This is a genomic window from Thalassobaculum fulvum (genome assembly GCF_014652915.1).
Classification (GTDB): Bacteria; Pseudomonadota; Alphaproteobacteria; order Thalassobaculales; family Thalassobaculaceae; genus Thalassobaculum_A; species Thalassobaculum_A fulvum.
Genome location: NZ_BMZS01000012.1, coordinates 164,592 through 187,348, shown reverse-complemented (window position 1 = coordinate 187,348; position 22,757 = coordinate 164,592). Strand labels below are relative to the sequence as shown.

The window sequence follows — 22,757 nt, the reverse complement described above, 5'->3', positions numbered from 1 at the left end:
CGACGGGTATCGACCGGGCCGCCGGTCCAGAACGGAATGGAAGTACGGGCGCGCGGCGCCGGTGAAGGGAGAACACAATGCAGTCCTTGAGCATCGCGACGACGGGCATGGCCGCCCAGCAGCTCAATGTCGAGGTCATCTCGAACAACATCGCCAACATGAACACCACCGGCTACAAGCGGCAGCGGGCGGAGTTCCAGGACCTGCTCTACCAGGACCAGCGCCGGGTCGGCACCAACTCCTCGGACGCCGGCACGATCGTACCGTCCGGCATCCAGCTCGGCGTCGGCGTGAAGACCGCGGCGACCTACCGGATCAACGAGCAGGGCGCCCTCACCCTCACCGAGAACAACCTCGACGTGGCGATCCGCGGTTCCGGCTATTTCCAGATCGAGATGCCGAACGGCGAGACCGCCTACACCCGCGCCGGCTCGTTCCAGACCAGCCAGGACGGCACGATCGTGACTCCCGACGGCTACACCGTGCTGCCCGGGATCACGCTGCCCGCCGCGACGCTGAACGTAACGATCAACGAATCCGGGCAGATCTTCGCGCAGATCGACGGCCAGGTGCAGGAGCAGAACGTCGGGCAGATCCAGCTCGCGACCTTCCAGAACCCGGCCGGCCTCGAGAACATCGGCAACAACCTGCTGCTGGAGACCGAGGCGTCCGGCGCCGCCACCACCGGCGTCCCCGGCGCCAACGGCTTCGGCCGGCTGCAGCAGGGCTTCGTCGAGGCCTCGAACGTCGACCCGGTGCAGGAGATCACCAACCTGATCACCGCCCAGCGCGCCTACGAGCTCAACTCGAAGGTCATCGAGACGTCCGACCAGATGATGTCGACGGTCAACAACGTCCGCTGACGCCGTCTGACGGCACACTCCGGGACCAGGGAGACATCCGATGAACCGCACCGTCCGCATGATCGCCGCCGCCGCCCTCGGGCTCGGCTGCCTGCTCGGCGCCGGCGCCGCGCCGGCCGCGACCGACGCGCTGCCGCTGATCCTGAAGCAGCGCACGCTGGTCGGCGGCGACGGGATAAGGCTGTCGGACGTGTTCGCCAACGTGCCCGCCGAGAACGACGGCCGGATCGCCGACTCCCCGGCCCCCGGCGACCGGCTGGTGTTCAGTGCCCGGCAACTTTTTCACTACGCAAAATCGTTCGGGCTGAGCTGGCGCCCCAACGACATGCGGGAGTATGCCGAGGTGACGCGCGACAGCATGCCGATCCCGGTCGAGATGGTGCGCGAGGCCCTGGCGACCGCGCTGGAGCGCGAGAACATCGGCGACGATTTCGACGTCGAGATCTACAACCGCGACGTTCCGCTGTTCGTGGCCACCGGCGACCGCCCGACCGTGATCGTCCGCACCCTGGTGTTCGATCCGCGGTCCCGCCGGTTCGACGCCTCGGTGGCGCTCGCCGGGGCGGAGGCCAAGTCCGTGGTCGTCAACGGCCGGGTCGCCGCCATGGTCAGCGTTCCGGTGCTGCGCAACCACGCGATGCCCGGCGACGTGATCACCGAGAACGACGTCCGCTGGTCGCGGGTCGAGGCGCGCCGGGCCGGGCCGAACACGGTCAGCCAGCTGGCGGACCTGGTCGGCCGCACGCCGCGTCGCCCGATCACCGCCGGCCAGACCGTTCGCCTGAGCGACCTCCGGCCGAACTACGTCATCGGCAAGGGCGACCTCGTCACGGTGGTGCTGAAGGCCGGCACGATGACGCTCACCGCCCGGGCCGAGGCCCTCGAGAAGGGCGCCGTCGGCGACGTCATCCGGGTGCGCAACAACCACAGCCGCAAGGTGCTCGAGACCCGCGTGATCGCCGCCGACACGGTCACCGTGACCGCCGCCCAGATCGCGTCCATCAACTGACGACCCCCGCGCACAACGCGCCCAGGAGGATCCAGAAATGATCGCCCGCCAAACCGCCCTCCGCCGCAAGCCGACCCTCACCGTGCTCGCGGCCCTGGCCGCCGCCACCGCCCTGTCCGGATGCGGCGCCGTCGACCGGCTCGCCAGCATCGGCCAGGCGCCGGAGATGTCGCGGATCGAAGACCCGACCCGCAGCGCCGGATACAAGCCGGTGACCATGCCGATGCCGGCCCCGGTGGTGGCGACCCGGCAGGCCAACTCGCTGTGGCAGGAAGGCAGCCGCGCGTTCTTCAAGGACCAGCGCGCCAGCGACATCGGCGACATCATCACCGTCGTGGTGTCGATCGACGACAAGGCCGAGGTGGACAATTCCACGTCGCGCTCCCGGACCAATACCGATGCGGCGCAGCTCAACGGCCTGTTCGGCTACGAGAACGAGCTGTCCAAGGTGTTCCCCGAGGGCGTCACCGGCGGCAACCTGCTGGACCTCGGCTCGAACACCAGCAATGTCGGCACCGGCAGCGTCGACCGGACCGAGGCCATCGACCTCCGGGTCGCGGCGGTGATCACGCAGAAACTGCCGAACGGCAACATGGTGGTGTACGGCCGGCAGGAAGTGCGCGTGAACTTCGAGGTCCGCGAGGTCGTCGTCGGCGGCGTCATCCGGGCGGCCGACATCACCTCGTCCAACACCATCAGCTACGACCAGATGGCGGAGGCCCGGATCTCCTACGGCGGCCGCGGCCAGATAACCGACGTCCAGCAGCCGCGCTACGGTTCGCAGGTCCTGGACGTGATCATGCCGTTCTGAGCGATCACCGAGGTTCGCCGGCCCCCACAATACCCGCGTCTCCCCCCCAGTGGGGCCGGAAACCGGAAGGCCGCCCCTCGCGGGGCGGCCTTCTTGGTATTCGCCAGGGTTGCCGGGCCGGCCCGCTCGGGGCGCCGCCGACGTTCAGGTCGACGTCAGTCGTCCCGGTGGGTCCGCTCCATGCGCTCGTGCCGTTCCTGGGCTTCCAGGCTCAGCGTGGCGATCGGCCTGGCCTCGAGCCGTTTCAGACCGATCGGTTCGTCGGTCTCCTCGCAGTAGCCGTAGGTGCCGTCCTCGATACGCTTCAGGGCGGAGTTGATCTTGCTGATGAGCTTGCGCTCGCGATCCCGGGTCCGCAGTTCGATCGAGTGCTCGGTCTCGAGCGACGCGCGGTCGGCCATGTCGGGCTGCTGCAGGTTCTGTTCGGTCAGGTTACTCAGGGTTTCGTTGGCTTCCCGCACCAGCTCGGCCTTCCAGCGGAGCAGCTTCTGCCGGAAATACTCCAGCTGCTGCGGGTTCATGAACTCTTCATCGTCCGACGGCTTGTAGTCCGGCGGCAGGGTCACGCTCATCCCCTTCCTCCACGCGGGCTCGACGGCATTCGGCACTCGAGGGCAGGGCACCGAACGGGCGCGGAGTATAGGGAGCGGCCTGAACCGCCACAACGGGATGAAACTCCAGGAGTTCCGCGCCGCGCGACGGGTTACACGCTTCGCTCAAGTTTCGCAAGCTCGACCCGTGCCCTGAGCTCGATCTCGTCGAGAATCTCGACCAGTCGCGGATCGTCGATCGCCTCGCGTTGGCGGCGGACCGCGGCCGCAAGCTCCTGCAGACGGTCGCGCGGGATCGCTCCCATCAGCAGGCCGTGGCGGATGTCCTCGAGACGGTCGAGCATCAGCTCGGCACGCTCGCGGGCCTGCCGCCGGCCGCCCTCGCGGCCACCGACCTCCTGCACCGAAAGCACCGAATCGACCGCCTGCACGCCGCTCGGGCCGGCGGCCTGCCCGGTCTCGGCGGTCTCGTCGAGCAGCCTGGAGAACTCCGACGAGCCGGCCTTGCCGGCCTTGCCGCCGCGGCGGACCCCGCTGATCCCCGTTCCTTTGGTAGACTCGACCTTCATGGCGACAAGCGACCTTGGCCGGATGACTGTGGAGAACGATCGGTTCGGACTCGCATGCATCCCTTATAGCACGCGATGCTCCGGGTTTCGACGCCACCCTGTTCGACCGCCGGCCCGGCGACTGGCACGCTTCTGGCATGTCCATTCGCGAGACCGGGGCCACCCGGCAACTTCGACCGCGGGGACCATGACCATGACGACGGGACGCTGGATGCGACGACTGGCAACGGCAACGGCCTTTCTGATCGCGCTGGCCGTGAACCTCGGCACCGCCGAGGCCCAGACCCGAATCAAGGACATCGTCGATTTCGAGGGTGTGCGCGAGAACCTGCTCATCGGCTACGGCCTGGTGGTCGGCCTGAAGGGCACCGGCGACGACATCGGCAGCGCGATCTTCACGCGGGAGAGCCTGGTCGGCATGCTGGAGCGGCTCGGCGTCAATGCCCGCGACGACGACCTGGATACCGACAACGTGGCCGCCGTGATGGTCACCGCGATCCTGCCGCCGTTCGCCACCCAGGGCACCCGGATCGACGTGACGATCTCCTCGATCGGCGACGCCGACAGCCTGCTTGGCGGCCAGCTGCTGGTCACCCCGCTGGTCGGCGCCGACGGCGAGGTCTACGCCGTAGCCCAGGGCCCGGTGGCGGTCAGCGGCTTCTCGGCCCAGGGCCAGGCGGCAAGCGTCACCCGCGGCGTCCCGACCGGCGGCCGGATCGCCAACGGCGCGCTGGTCGAACGCGAGCTCGGCTTCGCGCTCAACCAGATGGAGACGGTGCGGATCGCGCTGCGCAACCCGGACTTCACCACCTCGCGACGGATCGCCCAGGCGATCAACGCCTTCGTCGGCGGTCCGATCGCCCAGCCGACCGACCCGGGCACCGTGCGCATGATCGTGCCGGACGCCTACCGCAACAACGCGGTCGCCCTGATCACCGACATCGAGCAGCTGCGGGTGACCCCCGACAACATCGCCAAGGTCGTGATCGACGAGCAGACCGGCGTGATCGTGATGGGCGAGAACGTCCGCATCAACACCGTGGCGATCGCCCAGGGCAACCTGACCATCCGGATCACCGAGACCCCGCAGGTCAGCCAGCCGCAGCCTTTCGCCCAGACCGGCGAGACGGTCACGGTCCCGCGCACGCAGATCGAGATCGACGAGCAGAAGGACAACAAGCTGACCGTGCTGCCGCAGCAGGTGACCCTGCAGGAGCTGGTCAACGGCCTGAACGCCCTCGGCGTCGGCCCGCGCGACATGATCTCGATCCTGCAGGCGATCAAGGCCGCCGGCGCCCTGCAGGCCGAGCTCGAAGTGCTCTGACCGGGAGAACGGACATGTACGACTCCCTCGCCACCTCGCTCCCCGCCGTCGGCGACGTCGGCCTGGCCCGCACCCAGGGTGCCGCCGAGTTCCAGCGGGACACCCTGAAGGCCGCAGCCGCCGCCGGTGACAAGACCGCGGTCCGGAAGTCGGCCGAGAAGTTCGAGAGCCAGTTCGTCTCCCAGATGCTCACCCACATGTTCAAGGGCGTGAAGACCGACGGCATGTTCGGCGGCGGCCACGCCGAGGGCATGTGGCGCGACTTCTACATCGAGGAGGTCGGCGACGTGATCGCCAAGCGCGGCGGCATCGGCATCGCCGACACCATCGAACGTCAACTGCTCCAGCTCCAGGAGGTCTCCCGATGAATCCGCGTGACGTGGTCAAGCTGTTCGTGGAGTCGATGACCCAGCTCATGGCGGTCATGCGGCACGAGGTCGACCTGGTGAAAGCCCGCGACTTCGCCAAGCTCGAGGACGTCCAGCGGCGCAAGGTCCAGCTCGCCAAGACCTATGACGAGCACCAGACCAGGCTCCGCAAGAACCTGACGGTGCTCGACTCGCTGTCCGCCGAGGAGCGGGGCGACCTGCGCAAGCTCTACGCGGCCTTCCGGGAGACCCTGTCGGAGAACATGCTGGCCCTCAAGTCGGCGCACGACGCCGCCGACCGGGTGGTCAAGATGGTGATCGCCGGCGTCAAGAAGGCGCGCGGCGTGACCGGTCCGGCGGTCAACACCAGCAAGCCGGTCCGCGGCTACGCCGCCTACGGTTCCGCCGGCGTCGGCGCCGCCGGGATCAACCGGACGCTCTGACCTGCCGCCGGTCCCGGCTACGGGCCCGCTTCATGCGCGCTACGGCCGATCGGATCGGGCTTCAGATGAACAGGCCCTCGAGGTAACGGGCATTGTCCGGGGCCAGTTCCCGGACCCTGGCGGCCTCGGCCCGGGCCCGCTCGACATCGCCCAGCGCTCGATGGACCCGGGCCAGGGCATAGTGGCCGTCCACGCTCTGCTCGTCGATTCCGACGGCCCGCTCGGCGGTCGCCCTGCCCTGCTCGAGGTCGCCCTCTTCGAGCTGGACGAGCGCCAGCCCGCCGAGCAGCGCCGGGTCATCCGGGTTCAGGTCGAGCGCGGTCTCGAAGGATGCCCGCGCCTCCTCCAGCCGTCCCATCTGGGTCAGCACCGAGCCGAGCTTGCCGTGGATGCCGGCGATGCTCGGGGCGACGCCGATCGCCGTGCGATAGCAGCCTTCCGCTTCGGCGAGTTCGCCGAGCGAGGCGAACACGTCGCCGAGCTGATGGATGGCCTCGGTGTTCGTCGGGTTGCGCTCGACCGCCCGCATCAGCAGCTCCGCCGCTTCCTGCGGAGCGCCCCGCTCGTTCGCGAGAACCCCCGCCCACACCATGATCCGGTCGTTGTCCGGGTCGTGGCGGCGAGCCTCGTCGAAAGCCGCGGCGGCGCCGTCGAGATCGTCCATGCCGCGCAGCGCGATCCCGAGGTTGAAGTGCGCCTCGGCGTAGCCCTGATCCATCGAGATCGCCCGGCGGAACAGCTCGGCCGCCCCCGCCAGGTCCTGCCGCCGCAGCGCCACCACGCCCAGGTGGTTGGGATAGGACGCGTTCGCCGGGTTGACGTCGATCGCCGCCTCGAGGAGCGTCTGCGCGCCGTCGAGCTCACCGTTCTGCAGGCACAGCAACCCGGCCAGGTGCAGGGCCTGCTCGTGACGCGGGTCCTGCTCCAGGATCTTGAGGTACAGGTCGCGAGCCTCCTCGACCTCGTTCGCCTCCTGATGCTGGATCGCCGAAACCAGCAGCCGATGGAGCGGATCGCCGGGATTCATCGAGAGGGCCTCCGCCACTTCTTGATACACGAGTGGGTGACCCTACCACATATGGACAGCCATAGGGAAACCGGTTGCTGTCGGCCCCGGCGACCCAATCCCCGTCGAAGCGACGTCAAGCGACCAGGTCGACCGGATCCGGACCGGCCCCTTCGCCCGACTGGCGGGGCGCCGGCTGGGCCGGGGTCTCGGTTGTCGAGGACCGGTCGCCCGGGTCCGGGAACGGAGCCAGCAACTCAGATGCAGCCCCGGAGTCGTCCTCCCCGGACGCCGAGCGTGGCGAGAGCACGAACGGCTTGGCCGTCGGGTCCTGACGGTAGCGTTCCACCACCGCCTCCGGCGGGAACTGCCGGACCACATCGCCGGACCGGCTGTCGCGAACCTGGAAGATCACGGTCAGGGACCGCGAGTCGAAGGTCAGGACGGGACTGATGAAGAACTCCGACTCCGCCCCGCTTCCAACCGGCGCCACCTGCGGCGGGGTCGAGTTCTTTCCGTCGCGGGCTTCGAGAGCCTGGTTGGCCTGGACCGTCGGAAATCGTGCGTCAATTTCCATGACGACCTCCGTTCTGGAGACACAGGCCTACTTCGTAGACTACCAGATCCTAAAATAGGCGGATCACCCGGGCGCGTCCAGCAGAAACGATTCCGCAGCCGCCGCGGAGGGCGAGCGCGGTGCCTACGGCGGCGCCCGGCCGGGGGCCGGCCTACAGGTAGCGGGTCAGGGACAGGCCACGCAGCACCGAGGTGGTCTGGAACGACGCCTCGAGCTGCGCCTGCAGCGTCTGGAACGTGCTGACCGCCTCGTAGGGGTCGATGTCCTCGATGTCGAGGATCTGGGTCTCCAGCAACGTCAGGCTGTCGGAGTGCGCCTCTTCGCGCGTCTTCATCTGGGCGCCGATCACGCCGTTCTGGCCGACCATGTCGTTGATCAGCTCGAACGCCGCCTCGACCTTGCCGATGCCCCAGTTCACCAGCTGCTCGTAGTTGGCGTCGTCGCCCGGCTGGAAATTCACGTTGGCGAAGGCGTACATGACCTCGAAGACTTCCTCGAACGCGTCGTCGTTCGCCAGTTCGCCGAACGTGACGTCCACGCCCTCGTCGATCCGCGCCCGCAGCGACCCCGGAGCCGGCGTCGTCACGTTGTTCCAGTTCGTGTCGGTGCCGAAGAAGGTCGTCACCGCCGCGGTGACGCCGGCGAAGCCACCGGACAAGGCCGGCTGCACATACGCCCCCTTGGTCGTCGCGGCATCGATCATCGGCTGGGCGTCGGTGTCGGTGCCGTTGAACAGGTACTTGCCGTCGGCCGTCTGGTTCAGGAGGTTGGTCAGCTGGTCGATCGCCGCGTTGGCGAAGGTCTGCAGCGCCAGGGCGGAGTTGTCGTACAGGCCCTCGACCTGCTCGTACAGCTTCTTGCGCAGATCCTGAGTGATGTCGGTGAAGGTGACCAGCGCGGCATCGATGGTCTTGGTCTTCACCTGGGTGTTCTTGATCGTGGTGACGTACGACTCGACGCTGGTCCGCTGCTCCTTGAGATTGATCAGCAGACGCACATCCTGCCCGTCGAACCCGCTGTAGACCTGGGAGCGCTTGCCGGTCGAGATCTGCAGCTGCGCGTCGGCGATCTGACGCTGGATCGACGTGATCGAGTTGTCGATCCGCAGGTTCTGAGTGACGGTCGCAATACGCATGTCGCTTCGTCCCGTTAAGCCTTACCGCACCGAGTTCAGGAGCTCGTCGAGTGCCTGCTGGACCGAGCTCAGGACCCGGGCCGAGGCCGCGAACGCGCTCTCGAGCTGGATGAGGCTGGCCAGCTCCTCGTCCAGGTTGACGCCGCTCTCGTCCTTCAGCCGCTCATCCAGCAGGCTGCGGATCTGTTCCTGGAAGTTGAGCTGGCTCTCGTAGTCGGCCGCCTGGTTGGCCTGGTAGCTGACGAACTCGGCGGCGAACTCCTCGATCGTCGAGGAAGTGCTGTTCAGGCCGGTCACCGCCACGAACGCCTGCTTGGTGTCGAACATGTCGATGATCGCCAGCGGCAGCGATGAATCGCTGGCGCCGGACGCGGTGAAGGTGCCGCCGATGCCGTCGCGCAGATCGGCGCCGGCGAGCGTCGTGCGGACCTGGATCTGCGCCGAGAAGCCGGCCGAGGCGCCGGGCACCGTGTTGGTGCTGTCGGTGAACAGGTCCAGGTCGGCGGTGGTCGCGCCGACCGTGACGGAGTCGAACTGCTGCGCCAGCTCGAAGGCCAGCGAGTCCAGCTGGTCCTGGGCCAGCGGCATCAGGGTGTCGCGGAGCTGCACCAACCCGGCCACCGTCCCGTCGGAGAACGAGCTGGTGATCGCGAACGGCGCCAGGTAGCCGTTGTCCAGCATGATGTCGTTGACCGCCGACCCCGGGGTCACGCTGGCGGACGGCGAGAAGGTGAGCGTCACCGCCGCCTGGTCGATCAGGAACTGGCTGTCCCCGGTCAGCACCGCGAGCCGCCCGTCCGACCGCTCGAAGGTCCGGATGTCCATCTGCTCGGACAGCTTCTGGACCCATACGTCGCGCTTGTCCTCGAGGTCCGCGGTCGACTGGCCCAGCGTCTTGCGGGCGCCGATCTCGGCGTTCAGGGAGTCGATGTTCTGCAGCGCCTCGTTGATGGAGTCGACGGAATCGCCGATCCGCTGGTCGGCCTCGGCCCGCAGCGCCTGGATCGAATCGGAGAGGGTGGTGAGCGCCAGCGCCAGCTCCTCCGCGGCGCTGATCACGTCGTTCTGCGCGGTCGACTGGTCCGGGTTGGTGGCCAGCGACTGGAACGCCTTCTTCAGTTCCGTGACCTTGGAGGCGACCGAGCTGCTGTCCTCGGGCCGGCCGAACTCCAGCTCCAGCCGCGACAGGAAGTCCTCGATGATGGTCAGTTCCTCGACCACCGAGCTCTGCTCGCGGACGTCGCGCTGCAGCTGCGCGTTGACGTTGCGCGTGACCTCCTCGACCTTCACCGCCCCGGCGCGGCCGTCGACCACCCGGGTCGACTGCTCCTGGATCTTGCGGGTGTAGCCCTCGACGCTGGCGTTCGCGATGTTGCGCGACGCGACGTCGATGGCGGACTGTGTCGCGATCAGACCGCTGCGGGCGGTGGAGATTGCATCGAACAGTGACATCGACGGTCCTCAGTTCCTGCGACCCGGCATGCCGGGGCGGGTGACGGACACCCGCTCATCAGAGATGCAAGAAGCCGGCCAACCGGGTCGCCGGGTTGGCGGCGCCCGCCTCATCCGGCCATCGCCTGGGGTTCCGGCTTCAGGCCCGCCATGATCTGGCGGTTGATGAGGATCAGGTCGTCGAGCGGCGCGTCGGTATCCATCACCAGGCGCGTCTCGCGCATGACCCAGAGCGCCAGGCTGGCGATCGCGCCCTTGAGGGTCTGCGGCAGGCGATTGTCCGGATGATGCAGGTCGGCGAGGAACACTCCCCAGACCTTCTCGTTGTGCAGGATCGCGTTCAGCTTCTCCTGCAGCGTCATCTTGCCCTCCTGCGCCTTGATCAGCGCCCCGGTGACCTGGGCAAGCAGCCGGTACTCGAGGTCACGGCCGTTCTGGGTTGCCGTGGCCCCCTGTACCTTGCGATAGGCGTTGTACCCTTGCATTCAGCGACCCTCCGCTTCAGCCACCCGCGACGACCGGTTCGGCCGGCGTCACGTCCCCTTCGCCGACGACTACTGGAACAGGCCGAGCAGGATCTGCGGGGCCTGGTTGGCGATGCCGAGCACCTGCACGCCGAGCTGCTGGCGGACCTGCAGGGCGGTCAGACGGGCCGACTCGCGCGCCATGTCGGCGTCCACGATGTTGCCGAGACCTTCTTCGGTGGCGTCGGTGATTTCCTCGAGGAATGTGGTCTGCAGCTCGAGCGCCCGCGCTTCGGCGCCGAGCGAGCCGAGGGCGGTATTGACCACCGACTGCAGGTTCGAGAACTCGTTGGCCAGCACGTTCTGCGCCGCCGAAGCGTCCGCCAGGGCGGCACCGGCCAGGGTGATGACGGTGGTGCGCAGATCCTGCGCGGTGAGGGTCAGCGTGCCGCCGTTGATGTTCGACAGCGTGTTCACGCTCGGGCTGGCGCCCGTGGTGTCGAGCAGGTTCACGCCGTTGAACACGGCGTTGTCGATGAAATTCGCCGCCTGCGACAGCAGCTGCTGGAAGTCGTCCTGCAGGATCGCGCGCTGGGTGGAGGTGATGCCTTCGTTCGACAGCTCGGTCAGCTTCTGCCGCACGGTCTGCAGCAGGTCGGAGATGCTGGTGGCACCGGCGATCGCCACCTTGGCGATGCCCTTGGCGTTGTTCAGCCCCTGCACGACCGCGCCGAGCGCCTTGACGTCGCCGCGGATGCCCTGGGCGATCGCGAAGTTCGAGGCGTCGTCGATCGCGCCCGTCACCTTCAAGCCGGTCGACACCCGGTTCTGGGTGACGGCCAGGGTCTTGTTGGTCCGCTCCAGGTTCCGAAGCGCAATCAGGGCTTCGGGGTTGGTCAGGATGGAGTTGTTCGCCATTGTGCCGGTCCTTCGTCAACGTTCTATCGACCCGCCCGCCGGCTCTTTCTTGCCTGCCTGCTTTTTCCGGGCAGACGTCGACGGGGGTCCTCGGCAAACGAAGCGCAAGCCGCGGGCCAAACCGGCACGACGACCAACTCCTTGATTTAACGATATTTTCCTGGAGACCGGCGATCCCGGGCAGGGCCGACCCGGGTCCTCGCGGCAGGAATTGCCGGTCAGATCTGGCAATTTCCGCCGATCTGGACCGGCCGGGCGATCACCCCAGGACGGCGGAGGGCAGCACCTCGGCGGCCCGCGCGATGGCGGCCTTCAGGTCGAGCGGGCGGCCCGCCGGCGCCAGCGGGTGCATGTTCGGGAAGAAGTGGTCCCGGTCGGCGGCGATCGAGAACTTGCCCTGGGCTATGCGGAACGTCTCCGCGCCGACCGCGGCGGCCAGCCAGCACACGGTGGTCGGCGCCGACACAACGGCGTCCAGGGCCGACATCAGCGCCGCGGTCCCGTCGAGGTCGTCCATCTGGTCGAGCCCCTCGGGAATCCAGAGGTCGAGCCCGGTCCGCTCCCGGAACGCCTCGACCTCGGCCCGGCACTCGTCGTACTGCAGGCAGACGAAGCGAATGCCCGGCAGGCGCAGGATCGGCGCCCAGTCGTCGAGCGGGGCGTAGGCGCTGAAGCGGGTCGCCGAGGCCACCGCGATGCTGCGCCAGGACACCCCCACCTTCGGTTCCGGGCCGAGCCCCGCCAGCCGTTCGCGCCAGGCCGCAACCGCCTCGGGATCGGCCTCCAGATAGCCCCGACGGGTCGCCGGCCGGGCCCGCTCGGCCCGGTACAGCCCGAGCAGGCTGCCGGCATGGATGTAGTGGGTGATCGAATGCTCGCGGGCCACCCGGGTGTAGTCGAACACCGCACGGCCGGCCTCCAGGCGGGTCGCCTGGCGCGGGACCAGCGTGATCCCGGGGAAGCTGCGCCGGAACAGCGGATGCAGCCGGGCGTCGAGTTCGACCACCGGGTCGGGTACGTCCGCGAGCAGGTCGGGCAGGCACGACAGGAACAGCAGCTCGTCCCCGACGCCCTGCTCGGTCGCGACCAGCAGCCGGCCGACCGGCGTGCCCGGCCCGCCCCAGCGCGCCGGCAGCGCCAGCGTCAGGTGGAACCGCGGGCTTCGCACCCGGTGCTCGTCGAGCGCCCAGCCCAGCGCCAGGTCGCCGATCGCCTTCTCGACCTGCGAGTGCTGGAACAGCAGCTCGGGATCGCCGGGCGCCAGCCGCAGCCCCCAGCGCGTCGCCTGCCCGGCCAGATCGTAGCTCGGCAGGATGTTCGCCGCCCTCGCCCGGGTCGCGTAGCCGAGCGCGGTCTCGGGATTCGCCAGGATCGCCCGCCGCGTCTCCTCGAGGGCCCCGGCATAGTCCTTGGCCTCGTAGCGGTAGCCGGCACACACCGCGCGCAGGAAACCGGCCCCCGGAGCGGCGGTCACGGCCCGCCGCATCCAGCGTCCCTTGGCGTCCTGGCCGATCTCCGGAAGGACGACCGCCTCGATCGCCACGAACCCGTCGGCCGCCTCCGGTTGCAGGACCATGCAACGCTGCGCCGCCCGCCATGCGGTCGCCATGTCGCCGGCGGCAGCGGCGTTGGCGACCACCCGGCGGTGCATGTCCCGCATGTTCGGGGCAAGCCGAACAACCGCCCGGAACTGGGCCAGGGCATCGGCCGACCGGCCCTGACCCTCCAGCGTGAGCGCGAACCGGTACCTCGCAGGCAGCGAGTTCGGCAGCAGCTCGGCGGCCCGACGGGCGAACGGCTCGGCGTCTCGCCAGCGGCCGGCCTGGGCGAGATGGCCGGCGAGGTTGAAGCTCGCCTCGGCGTCCCGCGGCGCCAGCTTCAGCGCCTTGCGCCAGGCCGCCTCGGCCTCGCGCCCGCGTCCGACGGCCGCCAGCGCGTCGGCGAAGTGGCTGAGGCACGGGGCCGATTTCGGCATCCGCTTGACCGCGCGCTCCAGCAGCGGGACGGCCTCGGCGGGGTGGCCGAGCTGGGTCATCAGCGTGCCGAGGAGATGCAGCGCGTCGACATTGCCGGGCGCCTGGGCCAGCACACCTTCATACGCCGCCCTGGCTTCCTGCAGGCGCCCGGCGCGATGCAGGGCGAGGGCGTTCTGGATACGCAGGTTAAGGCCGGTCGGGGCGGTCATGGCTGGCTGGTCCGTTCACTCAGGAGCCGTGCCGCGGCCTCGGCCGCGACCCTGGCATCGAACGCCGCGAGCCGGTCGAGAACCGGCGTCACGTTGGCGAAGAAGAGGTCGCGATCGTCGGTGATGCGATAATAGCTCGGGGCGACCCGGATCGTCGGCACGCCGATCGCTCCGGCGAACGCGCAGGTCGCGGTGCGCGCCGCCACCACCACGTCGAGCGACGCCATCAGCGCCATCAGCGAATCGATGTCGTTCCACGGGTCCAGGCCGGCGGGCCTCTCTATGGTGACGCCCAGACGCTCGCGGACCCGGGCGATCTCGGCGTCGACCTCGCCCGGCATGAGGCTGACGAACGAACAGCCCGGCACGGCGAGAATCGGGGCCCAGTCGAGGATCCCGGCATGGAACTGCGCGCGGAAACGGGTCATCCGCGCGCTCTTCCAGACCAGGCCGACGGTCGTCGCCGGGCGCCCGCCGGCGAGCCGGGTCCGCCAAGCCGCGACCAGCTCGGCATCGGGAACCAGGTAACCCCCGCGGTCGCTCGGTCGCGAGCGGTCGCGCCGGAAGTAGCGCGGCAGCGACCCGGCGAACACCACCCGGCGCAGGCCCTCTCGCGCGACCAGGTCCCGATAGTCCAGGAGCCGGCGGCCCGGCGCGTCGGCCGGGTATTGGCGGGCGACCACCCGCACCCCGGGAAAGCTGCGGGCCATGACCGGCACCAGCCGCCGGTCGACCTCGACCACGACCGGAACCGACACCGCATCCAGCAGGTCGGGCAGGCAGCTCAGGAAGACGACCTCGTCGCCGATTCCCTGCTCGGCGGCGACCAGCAGCGGGCCGTCCTCGGTGCCGGGCCCATCCCAGCGCGGCGGCAGCCCGAGCCTCGGCATGGCGTCGGCCCGGACGATCCGGGCCTCGTAGAGCGTCCAGGCGCGGCCCAGGTCGCCGATCACCAGTTCGATCTCGGCCAGGGCGAACCGCACGTCGGCGGCCCCGGGATGCGCGGCCAGGCACCACTGCGCCACCCGGCGGCCGTGCTCGAACCGCCGCAGGCTGTAGGCGCTCGACACCATGTTCTGCAGGGCCGCGCGGTCGGCCGGCTCGAGGACCCCGGCCCGCATGGCCTGGCGACCGGCCGCGTCGAACCTGGCCGCCCGGTACAGCTCGGCCGCCCGGTTCGCCCACAGCCTGGCTTCGCCGGGTCGCAGGCAGGTGGCGAAGCCTGCCCACCGGACGAAGGCATCGGTATCCGACTCCGGATCGCGGACCCCGAGCAGCCGGGGATAGAGCTCGTGCACGATCGGGTTCGCGACGATGCCGCGCCGCGCCGTGTCCAGCGCGGCGGCATGGTCCCCTACCGCCGCCTGCACGGCCGACAGGTGCAGGGCGAGATCGGCCCGAAGCGGGGCGACCCGCCGCACCGGCAGCAAGGCGTCGAGCGATTCGACGATCCGGCCGAGCGCGGACAGCGCCGCCCCGACCTGGACTCGGACCTCGGTCAGGGACGGCTGCACCGACAGGGCCCGACGCCCCGCCCGCACCGCGCGCTCCGGGTCGCCGCGGTCGTTGGCGACGATGCCGATGTTGATCCAGGGTTCCGCCGCCGCCGGCATGATCATCGCCGAGCGGCGAAACGCACTGTCCGCCTGGTCCGCCTGGCCAAGCGCCCGCCGTATCGAGCCGAGATGGTTCCAGGCGGCGGGCGCCGCCGGCCGCCGGGCGACCGATCTCCCGACGAACGCGGCGGCTGCCGCATGGTCGCCGAGCTGGTGGCGCAGCGTTCCGTACAGATCCAGGAGGTCGGGGTGGTCCGGCAGCCGCTTCAGCAGCCGCTCATAGAGGTCGCGGGCTTCGCCCAGGCGGCCCGCCGAGTGATGCGCCACCGCCGCGTTGAACGACCGTACGAGTTCGGCAGACGCCGCGCCGGACTTGGCGGCAGCCATGCCCAGCCTTTCTCAGCGGGGCGGCTGCGGCGTGGCGGCGGCCTCGGCCGCGGCGGCCTCGTCCTCGCGGGCCGCCATCCCCGGGTTGAGGCCGCGCATGATGGCCTTGTTCACCGCGATCAGCGCTTCGATGTCGCCCTCGCCGGCAGCCACCATCCCGGTCTCGCGGGTGACCCAGATGCCGAGGCTCACGATCGCCGCCCGCAGTTCCCGCGGCAGCATGTTGCCCTCGGTCCCGACGTCCTCGACGAAGGCGTCCCAGACTTGGTTGTTCCAGTTCAGCGCGTCCATGATCTGCGCCATGCGGCGCGGATCTCGGCCGCTTCCGTCGGTCATGTCCTTCGCCTTGATCAGCGCGGCCGTCACCTGCGCCAGGAGCCGGTACTCGACGTCCCGCGGCGTGGCGGTCTGCTTGATCGTGCGCTTGTAGGCATCGTACTGGGACATTCGGACACTCAGCGATCGTCGTGCGCGGCTGCCAACGCATTCAAGTCCGGGCTACTGCCTTGGTTCTGGCCGAACGCCAGCACCTCGCTCTCATAGGTCATCAATGCTTTACAAGTCTTTAACGCCCGGTAGTACTTGCCCCCGTTGACGTCCTGCACGATGTGCAGCAGCGTCTTGCGAACCTCGTTGAAGGTCGTGGCCTCCATGAAATCCTCAATCAACTTCATGAACGTGGGATAGTATTTCTTGCGATCGGTATCGTCGAGATACATTAAAAGGATTGTGAAATATATGCGACGGGCCGGCGTGTTGGCCTCGTCCTCTTGCATGATGTCTTTACCGAGAAGTATCGTTGCTTCGTTCTGCAGGATCAGCGAAGCACCCTTGTTGCCGGCGACCATGACGGCCCCGTTAACGACGAACTTCTCACCCGGCTTGATGTTGACCTTCAGCGGCATAAGCTAAGTGTCGCATGGACCCCTGCCCTGTCAAGCCGAGCCAGAGCGACCGCCGCGCGGCCAGCGTGCCGTCGTGACGGTCATCGCCACATTGCTGGGGCGTGCCGTGGCCGCGCATCGGTCCGGCCGGATCGCCGACGCGGTCGCGATCTACCGCGACGTCCTGGCGATCGAGCCGGAGCACGCCCGGGCCAGCCACCTCCTCGGATTCGCGCTGCTGCAGCTGGGGTCGCCGGCCGCCGCGCTGCCGCTGCTGGCGACGGCGCTTCGACGCGCGCCCCGGACCCCCGACGCCTGGGCCCATTTCGGCCTCGCCCTGAGCGCGCTCGGCCAGGAAGCCAGCGCCACCGCGGCATTGCGCCGCGCCCTGCTGCTGTCGCCGGCGCTTCTCGAAGCGGCAACCGGGATGATCCGGGTCGCGCGCGACGCCGGCCGGGCGGTGCCGGAGCGGGCCGCCGCCCGGGTCGTCGTGCTGGCGCCGCTGCGCGCGGTCGGCTGGCACGGGCTCGGGCTGGCGCGGGCCGGCCGTGCCTTCGGAACGGCGGCGGCGCACGACGACGGATCGGTCAGCCTGCGGCGGGCCGCCCTGATCGATCCGACCGACCGGCCGGCGGTGACCGACCTGGCCGACACCCTGCGCTCCCGGCGCCACCCCGAATCGGCACGGACGATCGGCCGCTGGGCGGTCTGCCTCGGCCCGGCGTCCTCTGCCGTACGTTCGACGCTCGCCGCCTCCCTGTTCGATCTGGACAGGATCGACGAGGCCGACACCGCGGCGCGCACCGCCGCCGTGCTGGCACCGGGCAATGCCCGGGCCTACGGAAACCGCGCCCAGTGCCTGTACCGGGCCGACCGATTCGCGGAGGCCGCCGGCGAGGGCCGGCGGGCGGCCATGATCGATCCGCGGGATCCGCAGATCCGGGCGAACCTGTCGAGCTATCATCTTGCGATGGGCCGGCTCGAAACCGGCTGGCGGTTGTTCCGGGACCGCCCGTCGCGCCGGGTCCTGTCGCAGCGGCCGGGCCTGCCGGCGGCGGTCTGGTCCGGCGAGACCGGCGCCCGGCTGATGGTGCTCGCCGAACAGGGCCTGGGTGACGAGCTGCTGTTCGCCACCTGCTGGCCGGACCTCGCCGCCCGGGTGCGCGACGGCCGGCTGGCGGCGGTCGCCGTCGAGCTCGACGCCCGCCTGCGTCCGCTGGCCGAGCGGACCTACCCCGTGCTGCGCTGGTTCGACCGCGATCGCAGCGAGCGGTCCGCGGGAACACCGCCGTACTGCCCCGGCTTCGAGCCGACGCACTGGGTCGCGGCCGGGGATCTTCCGTCGCTGTTCCGTCCCGAGGTCGACGCCTTTCCGGACGGGCCCCTCCACCTGGTCCCGGACCGCGGGCGGATTGCGGCGTTCCGGCGATGGCTGGACGCCGAGGCTCCGGGCATCCCGCGGATCGGGCTGTGCTGGCGGTCCGGGCTGCGCACCGGGGACCGGCTCAAGTATTATCCCGCGCTGCCGGACTGTCGCATCCTGCTGGCGAGGCCGGAGTGGCGCGTCGTGGTCCTGCAATACGACGACTGCACGGACGAACTGGCCGCGGCGGCCGCCGCCGGCCTGCCGCCGCCGCTGCTGCCCCCCGGCCTGGATCGCCGCGACGACCTCGACGGGGTCGCGGCACTGATCGCGGCGCTCGACATTGTGGTGTCGGCGGAGACCGCGGTACTCGCCCTGGCGGGCGCGGTCGGCGCCCCGACCGTCGGCTTCGGCCTCGGCCGCGGCTGGGTCGCCCTCGGGCAATCCCGCTCGCCCTGGTACCCGACGGTGACCGGCCTGCACCGCCGGCCCGGCGAGGACTGGGAGCCGCTGATGAAGCGCGTGGCGGACCGGACGGCCGAGACGATCGCCCAAACAAAAGAGCCGGGCGGCAAGGCCGCCCGGCTCGATTGAGCGTTGGTCGGTTCCGAGATTAACGGAACAGGCCGAGCAGGCTCTGCGGACGCTGGTTGGCGATACCCAACGTCTGGATCGAGAGCTGCTGCTGCACCTGCAGCGCCGTCAGGCGGGCCGACTCGCGGGCCAGGTCGGCGTCCACGATGTTGCCCAGACCTTCCTCGGTCGCGTCCGAGATCTGCTCCAGGAACGAGGTCTGCAGATCAAGGGCACGGACTTCCGCACCGAGCGAGCCCAGCGCCGTGTTCACCACCGACTCGAGGTTCGCGTACTCGTTGGACAGAACGTTCTGGGCCGCCGAGGCGTCCGCCACACTCGCGCCCGCGAGGGTGACGACCGTCGTACGCAGATCCTGGGCGGTCAGCGTCAGAGTGCCGCCGGACAGGTTCGAGAGGGTGTTGATGTCGGTGCTGGCGCCGGCCGTATCGAGCAGGTTCACGCCGTTGAAGGTGGCGTTGTCGATGAAGTTCGCGGCCTGCGACAGCAGCTGGTTGAAGTCGTCCGTCAGAATCGCGCGCTGCGCCGTGGTGATGCCCTCGTTCGAGAGCTCGGTCAGCTTCGTGCGGACGTTCGACAGCAGGTCGGAAACCGCGGTGGCGCCCGCGATGGCGACCTTGCCGATACCCTTGGCGTTGTTCAGGCCCTGCGTGACGGCGCCGATCGCCTTCAGCTCGCCCCGGATACCCTGGGCGATCGAGAAGTTCGAGGCATCGTCGAGTGCGCCCGAAACCTTCAGACCGGTCGAAACGCGGTTCTGCGAAACGTCCAGGTCACGGTTGACGCTGTTGAGGGTCCGGAGAGCGACGAACACGCCCGGGTTGGTATTGATTGAGTTCTGAACAGCCATTTTGGCCTCCTCTTTCTAAGGTTGGGCATTTTGCCCAGGTAGGGGCGAACCCCAGAGCACCATAGAAAATGCACCGCGAGCGCGGGCGAGTCAATCGAATAACGGTCGATCGACGGCAAGCGCTACGGCACGGCCGGGAGGCGTGGTCCGACAGATGTTTATCTAGTTAACCAAAGATTTAGCTGCTCGAATTTCCGCGGTTTCGCACCTCCTTTCGAATTTTTTCTCGTGGGATGGCGGGGTGAGGCGTCGCCCCACCCCGCGTCCCATTACGCGTCGCCGATTACCGGAAGAGCCCCTGGAGGATCTGCGGCCGCTGGTTGGCGATGCCCAGCGTCTGCACGGACAGCTGCTGCTGCACCTGGAGAGAGGTCAGGCGGGCCGACTCACGGGCCAGGTCGGCGTCCACGATGTTGCCGAGGCCTTCGTCGGTCGCATCCGAGATCTGCTCCAGGAACGAGGTCTGCAGCTCGAGGGCACGGACTTCCGCACCGAGCGAGCCCAGCGCCGTGTTCACCACCGACTCGAGGTTCGCGTACTCGTTGGCCAGGACGTTCTGGGCCGCCGAGGCATCCGCCACGGTCGCACCCGCCAGGGTGACGACCGTCGTACGCAGATCCTGGGCGGTCAGCGTCAGGGTGCCGCCGGCCAGGTTCGAGAGGGTGTTGACGTCGGTGCTGACCGCAGCGGTATCGAGCAGGTTCACGCCGTTGAAGGTGGCGTTGTCGATGAAGTTCGCCGCCTGCGACAGCAGCTGGTTGAAGTCGTCCGTCAGGATCGAGCGCTGCGCCGTGGTGATGCCCTCGTTCGAGAGCTCGGTCAGCTTCTGGCGGACGGTCTGCAGCAGGTCGGAGATCGCGGTGGTGCCCGCGATGGCGACCTTGCCGATACCCTTGGCATTGTTCAGGCCCTGCGTGACGGCGCCGATCGCCTTCAGCTCGCCCCGGATACCCTGGGCGATCGAGAAGTTCGAGGCATCGTCGAGCGCGCCCGAAACCTTCAGACCGGTCGACACGCGGTTCTGGACGACGTCCAGATTGCGGTTCACGGAGTTGAGGTTACGGAGAGCCACGAAGGAACCCACGTTCGTGTTGATGGAGTTCTGCACAGCCATTGTCGTCTTCCTCTTTCTAAGGGTGACGTCGGCGTTTTGCCGACCCGGTCGGATCTAGTCCGTCCTAACAGCCATGAAACAGGAAGCCCGGAGAGATGTCAAGCATTTTAATTATTTTTGTTTTAAATGCGTTATTAAATAGATCCCACCGACCGGCAGCGCTTGCAGGACCCGTACCGGCCGAGGCTTTCCGCGGCACGGCCGGCGTGGGCGAGGGTCGCCGAGCGCTTCGCCCACCCACCCGCGGCACGCCGCCCGGCAAGCCCGACACGCTGCCCGGGCAGGAATTGCCCGCCCCCGGCAGATCTTGCCGGGTCGCCCTTCCGGCGGGCGCCTGCAACTCCTTCAAAACCCCCGGATTCGACCGAACCCGCCGACTGGCCCGCGGGTTGCAACAGGTCGATCGGACACGACCGACCAGGTGACGTCATGGACATCAACTCGCTCGACCCGAAGATCGCCAACGCCCCGACCACCGGCGGCCGTCGTCGCGACGGTGCGGAGGACGGCTTTCGCGGGGTCATGGAGCTGATGGCGCACCTGTCGCCGCAGGATCCCGCCAAGGCCGACGAGGTCTCGCGCCAGCGCGCGTCGGACAGGTCACCGGTCGAGCGCGCCCCCGAGCCGGAGAGAGGCGAGCCGCGAGAGCCGGACGAGGCGACGGACAAGACGACCGACGAAACGCGGCAGGGCCACCGTGGCGACCGGCACGACGCCCGGACCGCCGCGCCGGAGACGTCCGCCAATCCGACCGCTTCCGCGCCGGCCGCCGATCGAACCGGCAGCGGCCGGGCTGCGGGTCGCACGGCCGACGCTCCCTCGGTTCCGCAGTCGACCCAGGCCCCCACCCCGCTCGGGACACCGGCCGGCGAGAATCCGGCCAGCGCCGCGCCCCAGGGTACCGTCGGCACCCCGGTGAACGGCCCGGCAAATCCTGCCCCGGCACCGACGGGCGCGGCTGCGCAGGCGGCTGCGGCTCCGAGCGCGGCCCCGCAGGCCGAGGCCGCCGGCACCGCCCAGGCCACGGTCGTACAGGCTGCGGCAGCCAAGCCCCCGGCCGATCAACGGCCCACCGCCCGGACCGGGCCGGCGCAGCCGGTTCCGGACCAGCCCGGCCGGCCGCCGGCAACGGCCTCCCAGACGGCTCAGGCTCCCCAGAACCAGCCCGCCCAGGACCCGACTGCCCGGCCGGGCGCGCAGCCCGCCGCCGGGTCCGAGCCTGCGGCTGCGTCCGGCCAGGCCCTGGCCGAGGCGCGGAACGCCGGCGGCCGCGGCAAGTCCCTGCCGCGTGACGTCAAGGTGACGATCGAGCAGGCACCGGTGATCGCCCGCACCCAGGGCGTGTCGTCGGCGGTCCTGGTGCAGGCCCACATGGCTGCGGCCGACGGGGCCGGGAGACACGGTGCCGCGGTGGCGCAGGCGGCGGCCGCCCAGGCGACGGCCCTGCAGCCCGGAACCACGCTGCACGTCGGTGGCGGCCAGGCGCTGTTCGTCGGCGCCGACGGCGGCAACGCCAATGCGGGCGGAGCCCAGACCGCGGACGCCGGCCAGTCCGGCAGCCAGAACCCCGGTGGCCAGAACGCCGGTGGCGGCGGTCAGACGGGCGGCGGCCAGACGGCGGGCGGTCAGGCACAGGCCGGCGGCGCGTTCCCGTTCGGGGCCGCGACGATCGGCCAGCGCGGCTTCGGCGGCGACGCCGCGCGCGCCCAGTTCCAGGAGATCCTTTCGACGCGAACGGCGCGCGCGCCGTTGCAGGGCGGCGGCACGACATCGTCGGCCAGCCCCTCCTCGCTTCCCTTCACGGCCGGGCCAGGCGGACCCCAGAGCACGCTTACCACCGCCATGGCCTCCCGGGCGGAGGCGACCGCCCAGGGTCGACCCGGTGCTCTGCCGAGCACTGTGGTCGGCCAGGTCGCCGTGAAACTCGCGAACTCCGCCGCCGACGGTGGCGGCAAGCTGACCATCCGCCTGAACCCCGAGGAGCTCGGCAAAGTCGACGTCAAGCTCGAGTTGGGCAAGGACGGCACCGTCCACGCCCGGATCAGCGCCGAGCGACCGGAAACCCTGGACATGCTCCAGCGCGACGCCCGGATGCTCGACAAGGCACTGCAGGACGCCGGGCTGAAGACCGACCAGAACTCGCTCGAATTCGACCTGCGCGGGGGCAGCGGCCAGCCGACCGACCGGGGCGACCGGCAGACTGCATCCGCCGGCGGACCAGCCGGCCCTGACGCGCCCGGACCGACCGACGACGCAGTCGCGGATCCGACATCCCCGGCTGATCCCGGCGGACAGCGCGCCGACGGCAGCTACGACCTCGTGGCCTGAGGAGAC

General features: G+C 69.6%; 22 protein-coding genes. 8 read left to right on the top strand and 14 right to left on the bottom strand.

Annotation, left to right across the window (positions count from 1 at the left end; translation table 11 throughout):
- Positions 1-77: 77 nt before the first annotated feature.
- The 3 genes from flgG to flgH are packed head-to-tail and all read left to right on the top strand — an operon-like array spanning position 78 to position 2,683.
- Positions 78-863 carry a flagellar basal-body rod protein FlgG gene (gene flgG / locus IE246_RS23785; protein ID WP_189994400.1) on the top strand — a complete coding sequence of 262 codons (786 nt, stop codon included), beginning with the start codon at positions 78-80 and terminating at the stop codon, positions 861-863.
- A 40-nt stretch (positions 864-903) separates the two neighbouring features.
- Positions 904-1,872, top strand: coding sequence for a flagellar basal body P-ring formation chaperone FlgA (gene flgA, locus IE246_RS23780; RefSeq protein WP_189994398.1), 969 nt, complete (start codon positions 904-906; stop codon positions 1,870-1,872).
- Positions 1,873-1,909: 37 nt separating this feature from the next.
- Positions 1,910-2,683, top strand: coding sequence for a flagellar basal body L-ring protein FlgH (gene flgH, locus IE246_RS23775; RefSeq protein WP_189994396.1), 774 nt, complete (start codon positions 1,910-1,912; stop codon positions 2,681-2,683).
- A gap of 155 nt (positions 2,684-2,838) precedes the next feature.
- Here flgH and dksA read toward each other — a convergent pair whose 3' ends face one another.
- Positions 2,839-3,255, bottom strand: a complete 417-nt coding sequence (gene dksA, locus IE246_RS23770) for an RNA polymerase-binding protein DksA (RefSeq protein ID WP_189994394.1) — start codon at positions 3,253-3,255, stop codon at positions 2,839-2,841.
- A gap of 131 nt (positions 3,256-3,386) precedes the next feature.
- On the bottom strand, positions 3,387-3,803 hold the full coding sequence (locus IE246_RS23765) for a flagellar assembly protein FliX (RefSeq protein WP_189994392.1): 417 nt from the start codon (positions 3,801-3,803) through the stop codon (positions 3,387-3,389).
- Positions 3,804-4,014: 211 nt separating this feature from the next.
- Here IE246_RS23765 and IE246_RS23760 point away from each other — a divergent pair, with 211 nt between their 5' ends.
- Genes IE246_RS23760 through IE246_RS23750 form a run of 3 tightly spaced genes read left to right on the top strand, consistent with a single transcriptional unit; the run spans position 4,015 to position 5,938 of the window.
- Positions 4,015-5,127, top strand: a complete 1,113-nt coding sequence (locus tag IE246_RS23760) for a flagellar basal body P-ring protein FlgI (RefSeq protein WP_189994388.1) — start codon at positions 4,015-4,017, stop codon at positions 5,125-5,127.
- A gap of 14 nt (positions 5,128-5,141) precedes the next feature.
- Entirely contained in the window at positions 5,142-5,495 is a 354-nt protein-coding gene (locus tag IE246_RS23755) for a rod-binding protein (RefSeq protein ID WP_189994385.1), read from the top strand.
- Positions 5,492-5,938 (top strand): hypothetical protein, encoded by a 447-nt coding sequence (locus tag IE246_RS23750; RefSeq protein WP_189994383.1) that lies wholly within the window; start codon positions 5,492-5,494, stop codon positions 5,936-5,938. The genes IE246_RS23755 and IE246_RS23750 overlap by 4 nt, the downstream gene beginning before the upstream one ends.
- Positions 5,939-5,999: 61 nt before the next feature.
- On the opposite strand, the gene IE246_RS23745 is transcribed toward IE246_RS23750, so the two are convergent.
- The 10 genes from IE246_RS23745 to flbT form a co-directional block, all read right to left on the bottom strand.
- Positions 6,000-6,965, bottom strand: a complete 966-nt coding sequence (locus IE246_RS23745; protein WP_189994381.1) for a tetratricopeptide repeat protein — start codon at positions 6,963-6,965, stop codon at positions 6,000-6,002.
- 115 nt (positions 6,966-7,080) lie between these two features.
- Positions 7,081-7,521 carry a hypothetical protein gene (locus tag IE246_RS23740; RefSeq protein ID WP_189994379.1) on the bottom strand — a complete coding sequence of 147 codons (441 nt, stop codon included), beginning with the start codon at positions 7,519-7,521 and terminating at the stop codon, positions 7,081-7,083.
- 151 nt (positions 7,522-7,672) lie between these two features.
- Positions 7,673-8,656 (bottom strand): flagellin, encoded by a 984-nt coding sequence (locus IE246_RS23735; protein ID WP_189994377.1) that lies wholly within the window; start codon positions 8,654-8,656, stop codon positions 7,673-7,675.
- A gap of 21 nt (positions 8,657-8,677) precedes the next feature.
- Entirely contained in the window at positions 8,678-10,108 is a 1,431-nt protein-coding gene (gene flgK / locus IE246_RS23730) for a flagellar hook-associated protein FlgK (protein ID WP_189994375.1), read from the bottom strand.
- A 110-nt stretch (positions 10,109-10,218) separates the two neighbouring features.
- Positions 10,219-10,593, bottom strand: coding sequence for a flagellar biosynthesis regulator FlaF (gene flaF / locus IE246_RS23725; RefSeq protein ID WP_189994373.1), 375 nt, complete (start codon positions 10,591-10,593; stop codon positions 10,219-10,221).
- Positions 10,594-10,662: 69 nt separating this feature from the next.
- Positions 10,663-11,490, bottom strand: a complete 828-nt coding sequence (locus tag IE246_RS23720; protein ID WP_189994371.1) for a flagellin — start codon at positions 11,488-11,490, stop codon at positions 10,663-10,665.
- Between the two features lie 259 nt (positions 11,491-11,749).
- Entirely contained in the window at positions 11,750-13,675 is a 1,926-nt protein-coding gene (locus tag IE246_RS23715; RefSeq protein ID WP_189994369.1) for a tetratricopeptide repeat protein, read from the bottom strand.
- A complete protein-coding gene (locus IE246_RS23710; protein ID WP_189994367.1) occupies positions 13,672-15,618 on the bottom strand; it encodes a tetratricopeptide repeat protein in 1,947 nt (648 codons plus the stop codon). The genes IE246_RS23715 and IE246_RS23710 overlap by 4 nt, the downstream gene beginning before the upstream one ends.
- A 12-nt stretch (positions 15,619-15,630) precedes the next feature.
- Positions 15,631-16,065, bottom strand: a complete 435-nt coding sequence (flaF, locus tag IE246_RS23705; RefSeq protein ID WP_189994365.1) for a flagellar biosynthesis regulator FlaF — start codon at positions 16,063-16,065, stop codon at positions 15,631-15,633.
- Positions 16,066-16,073: 8 nt separating this feature from the next.
- The gene (flbT, locus tag IE246_RS23700) at positions 16,074-16,523 is read right to left on the bottom strand and encodes a flagellar biosynthesis repressor FlbT (RefSeq protein ID WP_189994363.1); all 450 of its coding nucleotides are present in this window, start codon (positions 16,521-16,523) and stop codon (positions 16,074-16,076) included.
- Positions 16,524-16,629: 106 nt separating this feature from the next.
- On the opposite strand from flbT, the gene IE246_RS23695 reads away from it, so the two are divergent.
- Positions 16,630-18,459, top strand: a complete 1,830-nt coding sequence (locus IE246_RS23695) for a tetratricopeptide repeat protein (protein ID WP_189994360.1) — start codon at positions 16,630-16,632, stop codon at positions 18,457-18,459.
- 19 nt (positions 18,460-18,478) lie between these two features.
- Here IE246_RS23695 and IE246_RS23690 read toward each other — a convergent pair whose 3' ends face one another.
- Together IE246_RS23690 and IE246_RS23685 are read right to left on the bottom strand one after the other, a co-directional pair.
- Positions 18,479-19,309 carry a flagellin gene (locus IE246_RS23690; RefSeq protein ID WP_189994358.1) on the bottom strand — a complete coding sequence of 277 codons (831 nt, stop codon included), beginning with the start codon at positions 19,307-19,309 and terminating at the stop codon, positions 18,479-18,481.
- Between the two features lie 283 nt (positions 19,310-19,592).
- Positions 19,593-20,423 carry a flagellin gene (locus IE246_RS23685; protein ID WP_189994356.1) on the bottom strand — a complete coding sequence of 277 codons (831 nt, stop codon included), beginning with the start codon at positions 20,421-20,423 and terminating at the stop codon, positions 19,593-19,595.
- A 429-nt stretch (positions 20,424-20,852) separates the two neighbouring features.
- Between IE246_RS23685 and IE246_RS23680 the strand changes: the two genes are divergently transcribed.
- Positions 20,853-22,751 carry a flagellar hook-length control protein FliK gene (locus tag IE246_RS23680; protein WP_189994354.1) on the top strand — a complete coding sequence of 633 codons (1,899 nt, stop codon included), beginning with the start codon at positions 20,853-20,855 and terminating at the stop codon, positions 22,749-22,751.
- Positions 22,752-22,757 lie beyond the last annotated feature (6 nt).

What these genes read in the sequence shown, in the direction of transcription:
- flgG (WP_189994400.1), top strand. Translation starts at nt 78, where the DNA reads ATGCAGTCCTTGAGCATCGCGACGACGGGCATGGCCGCCCAGCAGCTC.
- flgA (WP_189994398.1), top strand. Translation starts at nt 904, where the DNA reads ATGAACCGCACCGTCCGCATGATCGCCGCCGCCGCCCTCGGGCTCGGC.
- flgH (WP_189994396.1), top strand. Translation starts at nt 1,910, where the DNA reads ATGATCGCCCGCCAAACCGCCCTCCGCCGCAAGCCGACCCTCACCGTG.
- dksA (WP_189994394.1), bottom strand. Translation starts at nt 3,255, where the DNA reads ATGAGCGTGACCCTGCCGCCGGACTACAAGCCGTCGGACGATGAAGAG.
- IE246_RS23765 (WP_189994392.1), bottom strand. Translation starts at nt 3,803, where the DNA reads ATGAAGGTCGAGTCTACCAAAGGAACGGGGATCAGCGGGGTCCGCCGC.
- IE246_RS23760 (WP_189994388.1), top strand. Translation starts at nt 4,015, where the DNA reads ATGCGACGACTGGCAACGGCAACGGCCTTTCTGATCGCGCTGGCCGTG.
- IE246_RS23755 (WP_189994385.1), top strand. Translation starts at nt 5,142, where the DNA reads ATGTACGACTCCCTCGCCACCTCGCTCCCCGCCGTCGGCGACGTCGGC.
- IE246_RS23750 (WP_189994383.1), top strand. Translation starts at nt 5,492, where the DNA reads ATGAATCCGCGTGACGTGGTCAAGCTGTTCGTGGAGTCGATGACCCAG.
- IE246_RS23745 (WP_189994381.1), bottom strand. Translation starts at nt 6,965, where the DNA reads ATGAATCCCGGCGATCCGCTCCATCGGCTGCTGGTTTCGGCGATCCAG.
- IE246_RS23740 (WP_189994379.1), bottom strand. Translation starts at nt 7,521, where the DNA reads ATGGAAATTGACGCACGATTTCCGACGGTCCAGGCCAACCAGGCTCTC.
- IE246_RS23735 (WP_189994377.1), bottom strand. Translation starts at nt 8,656, where the DNA reads ATGCGTATTGCGACCGTCACTCAGAACCTGCGGATCGACAACTCGATC.
- flgK (WP_189994375.1), bottom strand. Translation starts at nt 10,108, where the DNA reads ATGTCACTGTTCGATGCAATCTCCACCGCCCGCAGCGGTCTGATCGCG.
- flaF (WP_189994373.1), bottom strand. Translation starts at nt 10,593, where the DNA reads ATGCAAGGGTACAACGCCTATCGCAAGGTACAGGGGGCCACGGCAACC.
- IE246_RS23720 (WP_189994371.1), bottom strand. Translation starts at nt 11,490, where the DNA reads ATGGCGAACAACTCCATCCTGACCAACCCCGAAGCCCTGATTGCGCTT.
- IE246_RS23715 (WP_189994369.1), bottom strand. Translation starts at nt 13,675, where the DNA reads ATGACCGCCCCGACCGGCCTTAACCTGCGTATCCAGAACGCCCTCGCC.
- IE246_RS23710 (WP_189994367.1), bottom strand. Translation starts at nt 15,618, where the DNA reads ATGGCTGCCGCCAAGTCCGGCGCGGCGTCTGCCGAACTCGTACGGTCG.
- flaF (WP_189994365.1), bottom strand. Translation starts at nt 16,065, where the DNA reads ATGTCCCAGTACGATGCCTACAAGCGCACGATCAAGCAGACCGCCACG.
- flbT (WP_189994363.1), bottom strand. Translation starts at nt 16,523, where the DNA reads ATGCCGCTGAAGGTCAACATCAAGCCGGGTGAGAAGTTCGTCGTTAAC.
- IE246_RS23690 (WP_189994358.1), bottom strand. Translation starts at nt 19,309, where the DNA reads ATGGCTGTTCAGAACTCAATCAATACCAACCCGGGCGTGTTCGTCGCT.
- IE246_RS23685 (WP_189994356.1), bottom strand. Translation starts at nt 20,423, where the DNA reads ATGGCTGTGCAGAACTCCATCAACACGAACGTGGGTTCCTTCGTGGCT.
- IE246_RS23680 (WP_189994354.1), top strand. Translation starts at nt 20,853, where the DNA reads ATGGACATCAACTCGCTCGACCCGAAGATCGCCAACGCCCCGACCACC.